The 15752-nt window shown below is 58.2% G+C and carries 11 protein-coding genes and 1 pseudogene; 8 read left to right on the forward strand and 4 right to left on the reverse strand.

The genetic code is table 11. The features are described from left to right. Positions 1 to 61: 61 nt before the first annotated feature. Positions 62 to 982, forward strand: coding sequence for a restriction endonuclease (locus J1N02_RS09140; RefSeq protein WP_421147303.1), 921 nt, complete (start codon positions 62 to 64; stop codon positions 980 to 982). 534 nt (positions 983 to 1516) lie between these two features. On the opposite strand, the gene J1N02_RS09145 is transcribed toward J1N02_RS09140, so the two are convergent. After that, positions 1517 to 2686 (reverse strand): MFS transporter, encoded by a 1170-nt coding sequence (locus tag J1N02_RS09145; RefSeq protein ID WP_027605335.1) that lies wholly within the window; start codon positions 2684 to 2686, stop codon positions 1517 to 1519. Between the two features lie 210 nt (positions 2687 to 2896). Here J1N02_RS09145 and J1N02_RS09150 point away from each other — a divergent pair. The 5 genes and pseudogenes from J1N02_RS09150 to J1N02_RS09170 form a co-directional block, all read left to right on the forward strand. After that, a pseudogene (locus J1N02_RS09150) lies at positions 2897 to 3022 on the forward strand (DUF6124 family protein); the annotation flags it as partial. A gap of 352 nt (positions 3023 to 3374) precedes the next feature. Beyond that, a complete protein-coding gene (locus J1N02_RS09155; RefSeq protein WP_098480910.1) occupies positions 3375 to 4307 on the forward strand; it encodes a chemotaxis protein CheV in 933 nt (310 codons plus the stop codon). Positions 4308 to 4547: 240 nt separating this feature from the next. Beyond that, positions 4548 to 5498 (forward strand): HD-GYP domain-containing protein, encoded by a 951-nt coding sequence (locus tag J1N02_RS09160; RefSeq protein ID WP_421147304.1) that lies wholly within the window; start codon positions 4548 to 4550, stop codon positions 5496 to 5498. A gap of 132 nt (positions 5499 to 5630) precedes the next feature. Then, on the forward strand, positions 5631 to 7793 hold the full coding sequence (locus tag J1N02_RS09165; RefSeq protein ID WP_027605332.1) for a methyl-accepting chemotaxis protein: 2163 nt from the start codon (positions 5631 to 5633) through the stop codon (positions 7791 to 7793). Positions 7794 to 7943: 150 nt separating this feature from the next. Beyond that, complete coding sequence (locus J1N02_RS09170) at positions 7944 to 9383, forward strand: ArnT family glycosyltransferase (protein WP_146478309.1); 1440 nt, start codon at positions 7944 to 7946, stop codon at positions 9381 to 9383. Between the two features lie 15 nt (positions 9384 to 9398). Here the strand turns inward: J1N02_RS09170 and J1N02_RS09175 are convergent, their stop codons facing one another. Beyond that, entirely contained in the window at positions 9399 to 9887 is a 489-nt protein-coding gene (locus J1N02_RS09175) for a TIGR00645 family protein (RefSeq protein WP_017253710.1), read from the reverse strand. 164 nt (positions 9888 to 10051) lie between these two features. On the opposite strand from J1N02_RS09175, the gene J1N02_RS09180 reads away from it, so the two are divergent. Next, positions 10052 to 11875, forward strand: coding sequence for a hypothetical protein (locus J1N02_RS09180; RefSeq protein WP_421147305.1), 1824 nt, complete (start codon positions 10052 to 10054; stop codon positions 11873 to 11875). A gap of 6 nt (positions 11876 to 11881) precedes the next feature. Here J1N02_RS09180 and J1N02_RS09185 read toward each other — a convergent pair whose 3' ends face one another. Continuing rightward, positions 11882 to 12199, reverse strand: coding sequence for a hypothetical protein (locus tag J1N02_RS09185; protein ID WP_421147306.1), 318 nt, complete (start codon positions 12197 to 12199; stop codon positions 11882 to 11884). A gap of 337 nt (positions 12200 to 12536) precedes the next feature. Next, entirely contained in the window at positions 12537 to 14975 is a 2439-nt protein-coding gene (locus J1N02_RS09190) for a Lon protease family protein (protein ID WP_027605328.1), read from the reverse strand. A 268-nt stretch (positions 14976 to 15243) separates the two neighbouring features. On the opposite strand from J1N02_RS09190, the gene J1N02_RS09195 reads away from it, so the two are divergent. Further along, positions 15244 to 15732, forward strand: coding sequence for a DUF3015 domain-containing protein (locus tag J1N02_RS09195; protein WP_027605327.1), 489 nt, complete (start codon positions 15244 to 15246; stop codon positions 15730 to 15732). Positions 15733 to 15752: the final 20 nt, after the last annotated feature.

Here is a 15752-nt window from a genome sequence, read left to right on the forward strand (position 1 = left end):
AGATTTCACTTACTCCTGCAGATTGCTCAGGTGACTCGCCACAACGTCAAAGGTAGGCAAAATGCCCGTTCCCACTTACGACCAATTCATCGAACCGGTGCTGCGTTTTTTAGCTACCAAGCCAGACGGCGCGCCTACGCGGGATGCCCAGGAAGCAGCGGCGAAAACGCTGCACCTGACCGAAGAGCAACGGCAGGAACTGATCGCCAGCGGTCAGGCGACCTACAAAAGCCGCGCAGGTTGGGCGCATGACCGACTAAAACGTGCAGGTCTATCTAGCAGCGCGAAGCGCGGTTATTGGAAACTGACTGACTCTGGAATCAGCTACGCAAAAGAGAACGCAGCGCCACTCCCTCACAATGAAGTGGAGCATTTGGCTATCAGCTATATGAATGTGAAGCTGAAAGTCGCAACCGATGCCACCCCATTAGATGATCAGGCTCAAATTGAGCCTGACGTCTCTTCAGCCACCGCTAGCCCCGATGACCGTCTTGAGCAGGCGTTGCAAGAATTGCGCGAAGCTACCGCCGCCGATTTGCTGGATAACCTGTTGCAAGTGACTCCCAACCACTTTGAAGTGATTGTGCTGGATGTACTGCACCGCCTGGGTTACGGCGCCAGTCGCAATGATCTGCAGCGCGTTGGTGGCTCAGGCGACGCTAGTATCGACGGTATTATCTCTCTCGATAAACTGGGGATTGAGAAGGTCTACGTCCAAGCCAAGCGCTGGCAAAACACGGTCGGCCGTCCTGAGCTGCAAGCGTTCTATGGAGCCCTCGCAGGGCAGAAAGCGAAGCGCGGCGTATTCATCACCACTTCTGGCTTCACCGCCCACGCTATTGATTTTGCCAAGTCTGTTGAAGGAATCGTACTGGTGGACGGTAACCGCCTAGTGAATCTGATGATGGATCATGACGTCGGGGTTACCTCACGACTGCTGAGGCTTCCGGCATTGGACCGTGATTATTTCGACGATGAGTGAGCGAAGAATCTGTATCGAGTGCAATTTGGTCAGCAGGCTGCTGACCAAACTGGCCACCACATCGCTGAACCAGCCAAGCTGACTGCCTAGGATCTGAGCTTCCCAACTGACATAAGAGAACCTACGACATACTTTCAAGTGGCAGGTCCCGGTCAGATCGAATGCAAACGGGTGGTCAAGTGGCGTGCAGTATTCCAATTGGTATTCCAGCGAAAAATTAAAATCATTATTAATATGATAAATCAATAACTTACTTAGCCAATTCAAATTACCCCGGCCCACCACCTCAACATCTAAAGACGTCCACGGACGTCTTTTTTTGTGCCTGAAATCTAGTAAATACGGGGGTTTCAGGGCCACGAGAGGCTTTCTAGGCTTTTTGAGTTCCAGGCAGTTTGGTATTCCAATGGTATTCACGGCTGCCCAGCACCAGTCTTGGGAAAGCCCCCCTGCCCTTGTGAAGACGACGTTCTCCGAATTTATCTCCAGCAGAGGCCCAACCGGGATACAGCGCTAAAAAGGTACAGACGCAATTCACTCTGATGCAGGAACTCTACGCAACATCAACATTGCAATGAAAACCGCACCGACTGTCCCCACCGAGATCATCAGCCCATGCTCGCTGACATAGGACACTGTGGCGCCCGTGGCAATGGGACCCAATACGCTACCCAAGGTGTAGAACATCGCAATCGCCGTCATGGCGGTGGACACTTGATGTTCGCCCACCCGGTCTCCCGCCTCGATCACTGCCAGGGTGTTCATGCCGCCAATGGCGCCCCCCCAGAGGAACACGGTAATCGTCGCCAACCAAGGGAGCGGCTGGCTGAACGGAATAGCGAGGGTGCCCAGCAACAGTATCAAGCCGCAGATTAATTGACCGACCTTGTAGGAACTGCGGTCGGCCATCCAGCCGATCGGCAGTTGCAGGACGGTGCCTCCAATGCCGAACACCGATATCAGCAGGGTGGCGGCGGTCAATAGATAACCGGCCGAGAGGCTGTAGCCGGCAAGGAACGATACGGATGAGGTTTCCGAAAAGCCTGCGATAAACGCACCACACAGCGCCGTGGGGATGACGCTGAATAACTTGCCATGGCGTTTTTCCGCCGGGGTTTGCGGTCGCGTATCGTAGCCCTTGAGGGTTAAGGCCAGCGCGCCGGATAACAACACGATCACGGCACAGGCGTAGTAAGGCGCGGTACTCCCGACGCCGAATACCACCAACAGCAGCGGGCCAACGGCAATACCCAGGCCCATCAAGGTCTCATGTACGCCGATCGTCCGGCCGCGCTCGTCTTTCGAGGCGACCGCGAGGATCCACGTATCGCAGGCAATCCAGCGCAGGATCAAGCCAATACCGAGTACGAAGTTCAGCGAAAAAATCAGTACCAAATGGGTAGTCAAGGTCATACCGATCAGCGCGGCAATCGTCAGCGCTGCGCTGAGGATATTCGTCCTGACGAGCCCCAAATGGGCCAGCAAGCGCGGAACCCATTTGTAGAGCAGCAGGATCGCCAACCACGACGCACTGACAATCACCCCGATCTTTGCCGGCTCGACCCCATGCTGATCCAGCGAAAGCGACAGCAGCGGAGTGACGGTACCTATCTGCACGATCTGTGACAGGGCCGAGAGCGTGTTTATCTTGGTGAGCGCAAACCAGCGTTGTTTGTCGGTGTACTCAATACCGGTATTTTCCATTCGTGACCGACCTTGGCTAGACAGCGCTAAAGTGTTCGAACAACCACGGGCAGAGCTCACCTTCGGGCTTGTGGAACAGCGCACTGATGGTGCCCAGAGGCGTCCAGTCGGCCTGGATGCCTTAGAGACTTTCGAGGAAGGGTAGAGCAATTTCCAGCACCCGACGATGATCCATCTGTTCCGGCTCGACTATCCCGCGGTGAAGCATGTATTACGCACCGGTCCCCCGAGCCCCTGCTGATTCAAGCAAGCGAAACCCTCGCCTCACTCAACGCCATGACCACCGACCAGACCTTCGGGTTCGAAGGTGCCAACCGTCACAAGCTACTGGCCACCTAACAATTGATCGTGCCAGGTGAACTGATGCTCGAACGAGTGCTGGTACTCACCCAAGACGCGCGCGCATTCCAGTAACAAGAAAGGCCGAGTCGCATTCAGCGTCTCGGCCTTTTGTTGTCATACATCCACCCTGCCATTTTCCAATCTTAATCATTATCAACTCCCAAACCAGCAAGTTAGCCAACTAACTATTTTCAAACATCCGCCTGAATAGCTAATCATCCGCGTCGCTGTTGCTTTAACGATAAACCCCTCGATTATTTTTATTTCACATATATTTTACATTCCCCCACATATGCTAATGTCATTACGACATCAACGCTGTTCCAACCAGAATCAAGGGGTGTGTATGGCAGGTGTAATGGCATCCGTTAACAGCCGTACACAACTGGTCGGTCAGAACAGGCTGGAATTATTGCTATTCCGCTTCAACGACCAACAGCTGTACGGAATCAACGTCTTTAAAGTTCGGGAAGTTATCCGCTGCCCCAAGTTATCTCTACTACCAAAGTCTAATAACAACATTTGTGGCGTTGCCAATATACGCGGCGCTTGCATTCCTATTCTAGACCTCGCGATGGCAACGGGGCTGCCTGGCATCACGGATAAAGAAAGCGCCTTTATTATACTTACGGAGTACAACAACCGCGTTCAGGGCTTCCTGGTGTATGCGGTTGAACACATCGTCAATTTGAACTGGGAAGACATTCATCCGCCCCCCAAGGGCAGCGGCGACAACAATTACCTGACGGCCGTTACCCGTGCCGATGATCGTCTGGTCGAAATCATCGACGTGGAAAAGGTGCTGACGGAAATCTCGCCCTCGTCCGAGGAAATATCCGTCGGCGTGGTGGATGACGCGGTCACCCAACAGGCCAGGCATCTGCGTGTGCTGACCGTGGACGACTCGATGGTGGCGCGTAAACAGGTGACCCGCTGCCTGGAGACGGTAGGCGTCGAGGTGGTCGCCTTGAACGATGGGCGCCAGGCGCTGGATTACCTTCGGGCCATGCTTGACGAGGGGCGCAACCCGCATGAGGAATTCCTGATGATGATTTCGGACATCGAAATGCCGGAAATGGACGGTTACACCCTGACCGCCGAAATCCGCGGTGACCCGCGCATGGCCAAGTTGCATATCGTGCTGCACACCTCCCTGTCGGGCGGTTTCAACCAGGCCATGGTCAAGAAAGTCGGAGCCGATGACTTCCTGGCGAAGTTTCGCCCGGATGACCTGGCAGGCCGCGTAGTCGCGCGTATCAAAGCCGCGAGCCCGATCTGAAAGGTAAGACAACACTGCTCAAGCCAGGGAGGCTGATGAGATACATATAAGAAGAACATCAACAGAGGGCATACCATGTTGAAGTGCAATGAACTTAATCTGCAGTCGCCTGACGGCGAGGCAAAGCCCTTCTGGCGGGGCGGTGCACCTTCAGAGGGGCCGTGCGCCCTGGGCTGCGGCGCTCCGCCAGCCACCCAGCCCCCAACAGCTGCTCCGGTCATCGCCGTCGTCCCCACCTCCATGCAGGACGAGTTGGTCGCCGCACAGGAAATCTGTAGCCGCGCCAAGACCGCCGTTGTCGAAATGTTCGGCCATGCCCGCATGGGCCGGGCCCTGGAGCTTGAAGACGTCAGTGCACTGGTGGACGACATTTCGAGCTCGATCGCCCGCCATCCCAATGCCTTTATCAGCCTGGCACGCCTTAAAAGCATCGACGACTACACCTACATGCATTCGGTCGCCGTGTGTGCGTTGATGATTGCCCTGGGCAATCAATTGGGCCTGTCCTCCGCACTGATTCGTCGGGTCGGGATGGCCGGGTTGCTGCACGACATCGGCAAAATGGCCATACCAGGTGCCATCCTCAACAAGCCTGGCCGGTTGAGCAGTGACGAATTGCAGTTGGTGCGCACCCATCCACTGGAGGGGGAGAAAACCCTGCTGGCGGCCTCGCAGATGTGCGAAATGGTCGTGGATGTGTGCCTGCATCACCACGAAAAAGTCGACGGTACCGGCTACCCCCATCAGTTGGCGGGTGACCAGATCAGCCTGGTGGCCCGGATGGCGGCGGTATGCGATGTCTACGATGCAATCACCTCGGACCGTTCCTACAACCAGGGCTGGGACCCTGCCGTCGCCATCCAGCAGATGTCCACATGGGACGGACACTTTGATGACGAGGTATTTCGTGCGTTTTTAAAGTCCGTGGGTATTTACCCGATCGGTTCTATCGTTCAATTGAAAAGTGGCAGTATCGGCGTAGTCATAGAACAACATCCTGATTCTTTATTGACGCCAAAAATAAAAGTGTTTTTCCTGCCCGTTCTGAATATCTATGTAACGCCGAAAATAATAGACCTGAGTGATCCCGCACAACCCGACCGGATTGTCGCGAGGGTGCCGCACCAGCGTTACGGTTTTAAAAACACCGACCGTTTATGGCTCGATGAAGATACGCCCAAAGAGCACTAAGCAACACCCAGCGCTGTACCGCATGTATATGCCTAAGCAGCCAATGATAAAACACTATGCCTTGTGCAAAGAAAGTACCGGAATGTCGACATTCGATGATGTTGGCGACTATTAGCATGGGCAGGAAATATCATGAAATTCAACTCACTGCAGACTCGAATTTGCTTCACCGCCGGACTCTGCCTGTTTATCTCCTGTGCGAGCCTGGTGCTGTATGGCCTCTATTCCTCGAACGCCAACCAGGCCTATGTAGGTGCTGAAGTTTCAACCCTGATTGAAAGCGCCACTATCCGCGAAGTGCAAAACCTGGCTGAGGCGCGTGCCAATGCCATCCAGGCAAAACTGCAAAACGCCTTGGATTCGGCCCGCACAATGGCCAATACCCTGGGAGCGAGTAAAAGTGCCCAGAGCCCGCTGAGCCTGGGCCGCGAGCAGATCAATGCGATGCTGCTCAGCGTGCTCAAGGACAACCCTGACTTCAACGGCACGTATTCATGTTGGGAGCCCGATGCGCTGGACGGCCAGGATCAAGCCTTTCGTATCAATGAGGGCGGTAACAACCCGCTGACGGGCCGCTTCACGCCTTACTGGACACGCAGTTCAGACGGCCATATCGCCGTGCAACCGCTGGTTGAGTACGATTCCGATGCCCGCCACCCCAACGGTGTATTGAAGGGCGGCTGGTATTCCGGCCCGCGGGACACCCAGAAAGAAAGCGTGCTCGACCCGCTTCCGTACGTGGTGCAGGGCAAAAATGTATGGCTGACCACGCTGTCGGTACCGATCATCGCCAATGGCAAGTTCTACGGCGTGGTCGGTGCAGACTTCGACATTTCGTTTATCCAGAAACTCAGCGAACAAATGTCCGCCGACCTGTATGGCGGCAAAGGCTCGGTGTCGATCCTGAGCAATCAAGGGTTGGTGGTGGCCGATAGTAAACGCCCGGAGCTCATCGGCCAGTCGCTGAAAGCCTTGCTGCCCGGCACATGGGAAAAAGTGTTGGCCAATGTACAGAAGGGCCAGGGAGACAGTCGGCTCAACCCGGACTCACAGGAAATCGAAGTGCAGATGCCGATCAACCTGGGCCGCACCGGCAAGCCCTGGGCGATCGTGATCCATCTGCCCAAGGCGGTGGTCATGAGCCAGGCCATTGCCCTGGAGCAGGAACTGCAGTCACGCGGCGTCAAGAGCAGCATCTGGCAGGTCTCGGTCGGCGTGGGTATCTCCTTGCTGGCATTGCTGGCGCTGTGGTTCGCCACGGCGAAAATCGTCGGTCCGATTCGTGAAGCCGCAGCCCTGGCCGCCAACATCAGCCTGGGGGATTTCTCGCGCCGGCTGGTGCAAAAATCTGAAGATGAAGTGGGCCAGTTGTCCTTTGCCTTGAACGATATGTCGGAAAGCCTGCAACGCCAGGTGCGCGTAGCCGAGCGAATTTCCGAAGGGGACCTGGATCTGGAAGTGCGCCTGTCCTCGCCCAATGACACCCTGGGCAAGTCGTTGGAAAAAATGGTCGGCAACCTGAACACCTTGATTTCCCAGGTGCAGGCCAGCGCCACGCAAATCACCGGCAGTTCCGCGCAGGTCACCGAGTTGAGCCAGTCGCTGTCCGACGGCGCGTCCAATTCTGCCTCGTCCATCACGGAAATCAGTGCGGTGATGACCCAGATGGCAGCGCAAACCACCGACAACGCCGCCAATGCGAAAAAGGCCGACGAGCAATCCCAGGCCTCCCGCGCCGACGCCGGGGAAAGTGACAAGTTGATGAGTGAATTGATCGCCGCCATGGCGGAAATCGACAACTCGGGCAAAGACATCACGGCCATTATCACCACCATCGACAACATCGCCGCTCAAACCAATCTGCTGGCGCTGAACGCGGCCATCGAGGCCGCCCGTGCCGGCGAACTGGGCCGTGGCTTTGCGGTGGTCGCCGATGAGGTCAGGAGCCTCGCCGCCCGCAGCGCCGAAGCCGCCCAGCAAACCGCCGCGCTGATTGCCGACTCCTCGACCAAGACCCAGCGCGGCATGATCATCGCCGGCCGCACAGCCGACTCGTTGAGAAATATCGTCAGCGGCACCAGCACGGTGTCCAGCCTGGTGTCGTTGATCTACCAAGCCTCCAGTGAACAGGCTTCCGGCCTGCAGCAGGCGAGCATCGGCCTGGAGCAGATCGATGAAGTCACCCAGCAGAATCAGGTCAACTCCCAACAATGCGCGGTGGCGGCCAAGAACCTGTCGGAACGGGCCAGTTCCATGCAACAGGGCCTGAGCCGCTTCAAAGTCAAAGCCTCGTAATGCCTCACGCGAAGCCAGGAGGGAACATCAACCTCCTGGCCCAGCGATATAAACCCACTCCCATTCATGAAATATTAAGAATCGCCTACCTATACTCACCGATTGCGAGCCGTTCTCCCGAACGGCCTTCTGCCTCGGTAGCCAGACTCCATGACGCGCCCCGCTCCCCTGCTGCTCCTGCTTGCTGCTCTGTTGTTCTTCTTTGCCCTGGGAAACCACGAACTGCAAGGCTCCACCGAGGCCCGCGTCGCGGGGATCGCCATGGCCATGCACCTGGACAATGACTGGGTCGTGCCGCAACTGTTTCGTGAACCCTTCCTGGAAAAACCACCCCTGAGCCTGTGGCTGGACGCCGGAGCGATTCGCCTGTTCGGCGGAACGCCTGGGGCGGTCCGCCTGGCGTCGGCATTTGCCGGTCTGTTCAGCGTGATGCTGTTCTATGGAATGCTGCGCCGGTTCGGGCGCCCGAAAACATTGGCCTTCAGTGCGGCGCTGATCCTGGCGACCATGGCCAGCTACTGGAGCAATGTGCGCGGCGTGGGGGAAGACTCACTGCTCAGCCTCGGCGTGACCACCGCGCTGCTGGCGTTCTACCAGGCGATGCGGCCTGAGTCCGAGCGCCAAAGCTCGACGACCTGGGCCTGGGCGCTGTTTACCGCCGGCATGGTGATCGCCACCTTGAGCAAAGGCGTACTGGGCCTGGCGATGCCGGGCATCGTGATTTTCGTGTACCTGGCCAGCACCAGCCTGATGGACAGGCGCCTGCGCCTCGCCGACTGGCTCAAGCCGGCGCTGTTCACCCTGCTGGCATTGGTGCCGCTGATGATCTGGTTGTGCTTCCTGTTCCAGCGCGGCGGGATGCAGGCCGTGGGCGAAGTGCTGTGGACCAACAGCGTCGGGCGCTTCAGCGGCTCGTTCGTGGAGGCCGGGCATTACGAACCGTTCTATTACTACATCGCCAAGCTGCCCGAGGCCTTCCTGCCGTGGAACATCCTGGTGTACCTGGGCCTGTGGCATTTTCGTAAAAGCCTGGTGCACAACCGCTACCGCCTGTTTTTCAGCGTATGGCTGGTGGCGCAATTCACCCTGCTGACGCTGGCCTCAAGCAAGCGCACGGTTTACCTGATGGCCCTGACACCGGCCGCCGCTGTACTGGCTGCGGAATATGTGCGGGTGCTGCTGAAATGGCTGAAGGATCACAAGCCGGCGTTGTACGCCTATCACCGCCGCGTGATTGGCGGCGTGTTCACCCTGGCCGTCGCATGCTACCTGATAGCCGCCTTCTGGTTCGCGCCCAAAGCCGACGTGCGCCAGTCGTTCGTGCCGTTGATCAGTCAGATCCAGGCACTGCAAGCCGAAGGCAAGGAGGTGGTGTTGTTTCAGCCCAATGAGCGGATTGCCGGCGCCAGCGTGTTCTACACCCAGGCCTACCTCCCGATCCTGCAGACCGAAGCCGAGCTTCAGCGCTTTTTGACCGCCAAACCCGGCAACGTCGCGCTGCTGGACCATACCAACGACTTGACCACCAAGGTCACGGTGATCAAGGAGATGGCCATCAACCGCCAGCCCTACTACTTCATCGAGCAGTAAGGCCAGCGCGGGGCATCAGTGCTTGGTGACCTTGTCCAGGTAACCCATGGCGAACGCCGAGATCACGAAGGTCATGTGAATGATCACGTACCACATCAGGTGTTGCGGATCGACGTTCTTGGCGTCCATGAAGATGCGCAGCAAATGGATGGAGGAAATCGCCACGATGGAGGCCGCCACTTTCATCTTCAGCGACGAAGAGTCCATGGTGCCCAGCCAATTGAGCTTTTCCTTGTTTTCATCGATGTCCAGCTGCGAGACGAAGTTCTCGTAGCCGGAAATCATCACCATCACCAGCAAGCCGCCGACCAGGGCCATGTCGATCAACGACAGCAGCACCAGGATCAGCTCGGACTCGGCCATCGAGAACACGCTCGGCAGCAGGTGAATCACTTCCTGGAAGAATTTCAGCGCCAGCGCCAGCAACCCGAGGGACAGGCCGAAATAGATAGGCGCCAGCAGCCAGCGCGAGGCGTACATAGCATTTTCGATAAAGCGTTCCATTGGATCTCACACAGCATGGCTAGAAATGGCGGCGAGTATACCAGCCGCTATAAGACACCTGTAACCACGAGAAAACTGACCTGGGCGGCATCTGTAAGAGAATTTTTCTGCTAGTGTCGAGCCCAATAACTCGGCTCGATGACGTCGGACAGGAAAAAACTCAGATGATGGATGTGCGATCCCCTTTGGCCAGCGTTGGCCTGTGCGCCGCCTTGTTGCTGGCCGGCGGCTGTTCCCCAAGCGATGAGCAGAAACAGGCCACCCTCGAAGAGAAAACCGCGAAGTTCGAGCAGTCCCTCGACAGCATCCAGGATCCGAAACTGCGCGACGCCATTGCCGACCTCGGCGGCTCGCTGCTGCTGCTGGAACGGGCGCGGGTCAAGCTCGCCACCAAGCCCATCGAGGCCGAATACGGCGAGGACAGCCTCGCGCTGCTCAAGCACTACCCCACGCCGCAAGGGCTGGTGGACACCTACATCAATGGCTTGTTCGTACTGCGCAAAGCCTCACATTCCGACTACCTGACCGATCTGCAGCCGGTCTTCCCGTTCAACTTCAATGTGCCGGACCAGTTCCCCTTCCCCCACGGCCTGGAATGGCAGTCCGTCACCTTGAGCAACAACAAGGTCGTGCCGTTCCAGCCGGAATGGTCGGAAACCGATCCCGGTATCCAGTTGAGCCCCAGCAGCTCCAACCTGACCAACCCGGATGACCTGACGGTCACCTACCCGTTCATCGATGGCATCGAGACGGAAAACAAAAGCCAGCCGCAACCCGTTCGCCTCAAAGGCGCAGTGGAAGTGATCGCACCGGGCAAAGTGCTGACCTTCGACTTGTCGAAAAAGGACGTCGGCCACAAACGCACCGAAGGCAATATCACCGTCAACCTGCTGCTCCTGGAAAAGAACTACGCCGAAATCGAACTGACCAACAGCCAACCTCTGGCCCCCGAAGTGGGTGACGAATCGCCCAACCCCTTGCTGGTACAGGCACGGGACGGCACCGGACAATTCCTCACACGCTCGGGTTCGATCAACGAAAGCAGCGCGCAAGTCGAGTTCTACCAGAAACAGTTGGCCGAGATGCAAAAACAGAAGGCCTGGTCCGATGGGTTTGAAAAGCAACTGGTCGATGAGCAGAAAGCCTTCGAACACAAGCAGAGCAGCCATTACGCCAAGGTCTATTTCAATGGCCTGATCGACACCCTGCAGATCAATGTGCTGGATTTCTCCACGGCCACGGTCACGCGCAAGGACCTCGACCTGCCGGTCCTGCGCTTCGACAAGAACAGCCTGGAAAAAACCGTACAAGCCTTGCCCATGCCGGTCACCGTGTACGACGACGGCGCCGCCAGCTGGCTCAAGGACGCCTCGTTGACCGAGGAACAACTGAAGAACAGCGTCACCATCAGCCAGTCCGTCGAAGACGCCAGCGCCGCCCATATCGTGTTCGACCACCCATTCACCTTCAATGACGACCTGGTGGGCAGCGAGCGCAACAGCAGCGAATCACCGGTGACGTTTTTCACTGCCGATGAGAAAGGTGAACGCGGCGAGCCCATCGAGTTACCGACCGAGGCGTATGAATTGAACCCGGCCCGCGGCACCCTCACCTACGACCTCAACCTGTTCCCGGAAAACCCGGCGTTTGTGGTGGGTTCGATCCCGCTGTTCCTGGCGACTATCGAGAAAGGTGACATCGATGCGGCCAAGCTGCCCAAGGGTTTATCACTCAAGGACAACGCACTGATCGTCGACCAAAAGGAGTTCCCGGCCGACAGCTGGCGCTTCTATGCCAAGGACGCCAGCGGCAACTACCTCAAGGAAATCCTCGGCGTCAGCCACCGCGCCGAGGAATACGGCACGGCCTTGTTTGACGTGCATTACTTCTACGGCCAGCCGACCGCACTGGAAAGCTACCAGCGCACCGACCTCAGTACCGTGCAATACGGCTTTGAGGTCAAGCTGGACAAACCCGAGAGCAAATAACCGCGCCTACAGCGCCAGTTGCGCATGGCTGCCATTGAGCTGCCGCAGATGGGCCTGCATGTGCAGGCACCAGATCTGCGGGTCACCCGCCAGCTCATAGCCGTGCAGGGTCAGGCTGTCGACGATCGATTGCAGCATGCTTTCTGCCACGAAGGGCCCATGAAACGGGCCCTGGGACTTGATTGTGGAAGGCTGTTCACCCGTCATTCCGGCGGCAAACAACAAGGTCCACATCCCGTTATCCCCCGCGAGCGGGCGAACGGAACATTCGATTCGGGTAACCAGGCCGAAGCACTGGCGGGTAAGGCAAAGGTTGCGCGGCATGGCGGCGACCCTCGGTAGATCGGTGTTCAGCCTCAACCTATGGCGAGGCTGTTTCTATCCAGCGACTCCTGTGGATATCCCTAAGGCTCAGAATAGAATAAAAACATGACAAACCAAGGCTGTAGGGACCAACGGGCGTTGGCTCCTCAGAAGGACGTCAATTTAGTGACGTAACCAGATCCAAATGTGGGAGGGGGCTTGCTCCCGATTGCGATGGGTCAGTCATGTAGATGTCGACTGACACACTGCAGTGTGTCAGTCGACATCTACATGACTGACCCATCGCAATCGGGAGCAAGCCCCCTCCCACATGTTTGATCCGGCCTGGCCTCAGAACTCAGGTGGGCTTGGCTTCGGCCAGCGCCTGCTGCGCCAGTTCCTTCTCCGCGTCCTTCAGGTCTTCCTCGCTGATCATCTCGGCAATCGCGCGCAAGCGCTCGACCACGCGGGCATTGACCGTGCCTTCCGGGAACTGCCCCTCGGCGTCCGGCTCACCGGCATCCTCGCCCACCAGCAGGCTCAATGCCTCGTCGGCCTGACGCACCGCATAGATGTGGAATTGCCCGGCGCGCACGGCCTGCAACACCTTTTCATCCAGCATCAACGTGGCCACGTTCGCCTGGGGAATGATCGCCCCTTGCTCGCCGGTCAAACCGCGGGCTTCGCACAGGCGGAAGAAGCCTTCGATCTTCTCGTTGACCCCGCCCACGGCCTGCACTTCACCAAACTGGTTGATCGAACCGGTGATCGCAAAGCACTGCTTGAGCGGCGTCTTCGACAAGGCCGAGATCAACGTGCAGGCCTCGCCCAGGGACGCGCTGTCACCGTCCACGTAACCGTAGGACTGCTCCAGCGCGATACTCGCCGAGATCGCCAGCGGAAATTCCTGGGCATAGCGGCTGCCCAGGTAACCGGTGAGGATCATCACGCCCTTGGAGTGGATCGGCTGCCCGAGGTTAACTTCACGCTCGATGTCGACGATGCCGCTGCCGCCCGGGTACACCGTGGCGGAAATCCGCGCCGGCACCCCGAACGCCGAGTCACCGACCTCCAGCACCGTCAGCCCATTGCACTTGCCGACCGCCGCGCCGGCGGTGTCGATCAGGATCACCCCGGCGAGCATATCGTCGAGAATCCGCGCCGACACCCGCCCGGTACGCGTGGCCTTGGCCTTCAGCGCACGCTCGATATGGCCCGCATCGGTCATCTCATCGCCCGCCAGGTGCCGGATAAAGTCCGCTTCGCTGACCAGCTGGAACAAATCCCCAATACGTGCCGACAAACGGCCCTGGTGCTCCGCCAGCCGTGCGCTGTAGGTGGCCAGGCGCGCCACCGCGTCCGAAGTCAGCGGCGCCATGCCTTCTTCCGAAGTGCGGGTCTTGAGCAACTGGGCGAACTGCTCCAGGCTCTCGTCCACCATCGGGATGTCTTCGTCGAAATCCACCAGCACCCGGAACATCTCCTGGAAGTCCGGATCGGCGTCCTGCAGCGCGTAATACAACTGGCGCGAACCGATGATGATGACCTTGACCTGCAACGGGATCATCTGCGGGTTAAGGGTCACGGTGGCCAGGCGGCCCAGTTCGCCCAGGGGCGATTCCATCTTCAGCTTGCGCGACTGCAGGGAACGCTTGAGGGCGTCCCACACAAACGGCTCGCTGAGCATCTTCTCGGCTTCAAGAATCAGAAAACCGCCGTTGGCACGGTGCAACGCACCCGGGCGTAACTGCCGATAAGTGGTGTACAGCGCGCCCTGGTCGGTGCTGTATTCGATACGGCCGAACAGGTTGTCGTAGGTCGGGTGCGGTTCAAACACCACCGGCGCGCCACCGTTGACCGCATGGCCCACCACCAGGCTCGGGCAGTATTGCTCTTCGAGCAGCTTGCGGGCCTGGGCGTCGGTCTTGGCGTCGTCCACCAGTTGCTCGACCACGGTTTTCAGCAGGTACACCTGCATGGCCTGCAGATAACCGCAGACACCGGCGTTCTCCGCGTACTTTTCCGACAGCGGTGCGAGCAAAGGCTGCAAGGCCAGGGTGATGGTTTCTTCGTTGAACTGACGCAGTTGGTTGTTGGACTCGCGCTTCCACTGGGGCAGGCTGGCCAACTCCTCGTTGAGGCGTTCTTCCAGCTCGGAAATATCCGTGTGGAAACGCTCGCGATCCACTTCCGGCAGCTGCGAGAACTCGGCCTCATCCAGGGCCTTGCCGTCGAGCATCGGGGTGAAGGCGATATTTGAGCTGTCGCGGTACAGCGCCACGTCCTTTTCCAGGGCCAGGCGCTCGATCACGTCCAGGGCCTTGTCATAGCGCTGGTTGAAGGCACGGTCGATGGCACTCTTGCGCTGTTGATAAGTCGGGTGTTCGAACACCGCCGGGAAGGTCGCGACGAGGTTGTCGACCAGGCCATTGATATCGGCAATGAACGCGGCCGCACCGCCGCCTGGCAATTCCAGGGCGCGGGGTTCGCGAGGCTCGTCAAAATTGTTCACATAGACCCAGTCCGCCGGGGTCTGCAGGCGCTTGCCCTCGGCTTTCAGGTAGCGTTTGACGAACGAAAAGCGGCCGGTGCCCGGCTCGCCCATGACAAATACGTTGTAACCGGGGCGCGGCATGGCCACACCGAACTGCAACGCTTCAACCGCACGTTCCTGGCCAAGCACACCGCGAAAGGGCTCCAAATCATTGGTGGTCGAGAAGCTGAACTGTTCAGCGGAGAAAGGGCGAGTCAGCGCTTCGGGCGCTAGACGCAAGCTGGCAGCAACAGGATCAGGCATCGGGCTTCCTTACATCAGGCGGGGCAGATGACGGCATTCTGGCTCCCTGTTACGCGCTCTGGCAAGGCGCGCCGTTGGGAAACCCTGGACACGGGAGGCGCCCTGCAAAAAAAATCGCGACATTGCTGATTGTTTTATAAAAACACACGGAACCCTTGGAACGTGCCTAAACTCCAAACTGCGCGGGTTGGACTAATAACCGATCCCTAGGGCGCTATGAAGTGCCTGAACCCTTGTCCATTGGTTTGCACACAAAGAGAACAAAGCTATGAAACGGATCCTTCTCGGTACTCTCTTCACCGTCGTCTCCCTCAATGCAATGGCTGAAGCACCAGGTGGCCCGAACTGCGGTTGGGGCAACATGTTGTTCGAAGGCCAGCGCGGTACTCCAGCTCACTTCCTGGCTTCCACCACCAACGGTACTTCGGGTAACGCCACCTTCGGCATGACCTCGGGCACCAACGGTTGCAGCACCAACAGCGCGCTGACCTACGGCGGCAAGTCCTGGATTGCCATGAATGGCATGATGAACGAGCTGTCCGAAGACATGGCCAAGGGTAATGGCGAAGCACTGACCACCTACGCCGTGGTACTGGGTGTTGCTCCGGAAGATCGCGAGCACTTCGCTGCCGTGGCTCACGAACACTTCCAGCAAATCTTCAGCAAGGCCGATGTGACCGCTGAAGACGTGCACAACAACACCCTGGCTGTACTGAAAGGCGATGCCCGTCTGGCGAAATACGCTACCCAGGCTTAAGCTCGTCCTGCCCGCGCCTA

Source organism: Pseudomonas sp. NFX5 (assembly GCF_049132125.1).
Lineage (GTDB): Bacteria > Pseudomonadota > Gammaproteobacteria > Pseudomonadales > Pseudomonadaceae > Aquipseudomonas > Aquipseudomonas marginalis.

Coding starts and splice junctions, on each gene's coding strand:
- J1N02_RS09170 (WP_146478309.1), top strand. CDS start 7,944: ATGACGCGCCCCGCTCCCCTGCTGCTCCTGCTTGCTGCTCTGTTGTTC.
- J1N02_RS09155 (WP_098480910.1), top strand. CDS start 3,375: ATGGCAGGTGTAATGGCATCCGTTAACAGCCGTACACAACTGGTCGGT.
- J1N02_RS09175 (WP_017253710.1), bottom strand. CDS start 9,887: ATGGAACGCTTTATCGAAAATGCTATGTACGCCTCGCGCTGGCTGCTG.
- J1N02_RS09185 (WP_421147306.1), bottom strand. CDS start 12,199: ATGCCGCGCAACCTTTGCCTTACCCGCCAGTGCTTCGGCCTGGTTACC.
- J1N02_RS09160 (WP_421147304.1), top strand. CDS start 4,548: ATGCAGGACGAGTTGGTCGCCGCACAGGAAATCTGTAGCCGCGCCAAG.
- J1N02_RS09195 (WP_027605327.1), top strand. CDS start 15,244: ATGAAACGGATCCTTCTCGGTACTCTCTTCACCGTCGTCTCCCTCAAT.
- J1N02_RS09145 (WP_027605335.1), bottom strand. CDS start 2,686: ATGGAAAATACCGGTATTGAGTACACCGACAAACAACGCTGGTTTGCG.
- J1N02_RS09165 (WP_027605332.1), top strand. CDS start 5,631: ATGAAATTCAACTCACTGCAGACTCGAATTTGCTTCACCGCCGGACTC.
- J1N02_RS09190 (WP_027605328.1), bottom strand. CDS start 14,975: ATGCCTGATCCTGTTGCTGCCAGCTTGCGTCTAGCGCCCGAAGCGCTG.
- J1N02_RS09140 (WP_421147303.1), top strand. CDS start 62: ATGCCCGTTCCCACTTACGACCAATTCATCGAACCGGTGCTGCGTTTT.
- J1N02_RS09180 (WP_421147305.1), top strand. CDS start 10,052: ATGATGGATGTGCGATCCCCTTTGGCCAGCGTTGGCCTGTGCGCCGCC.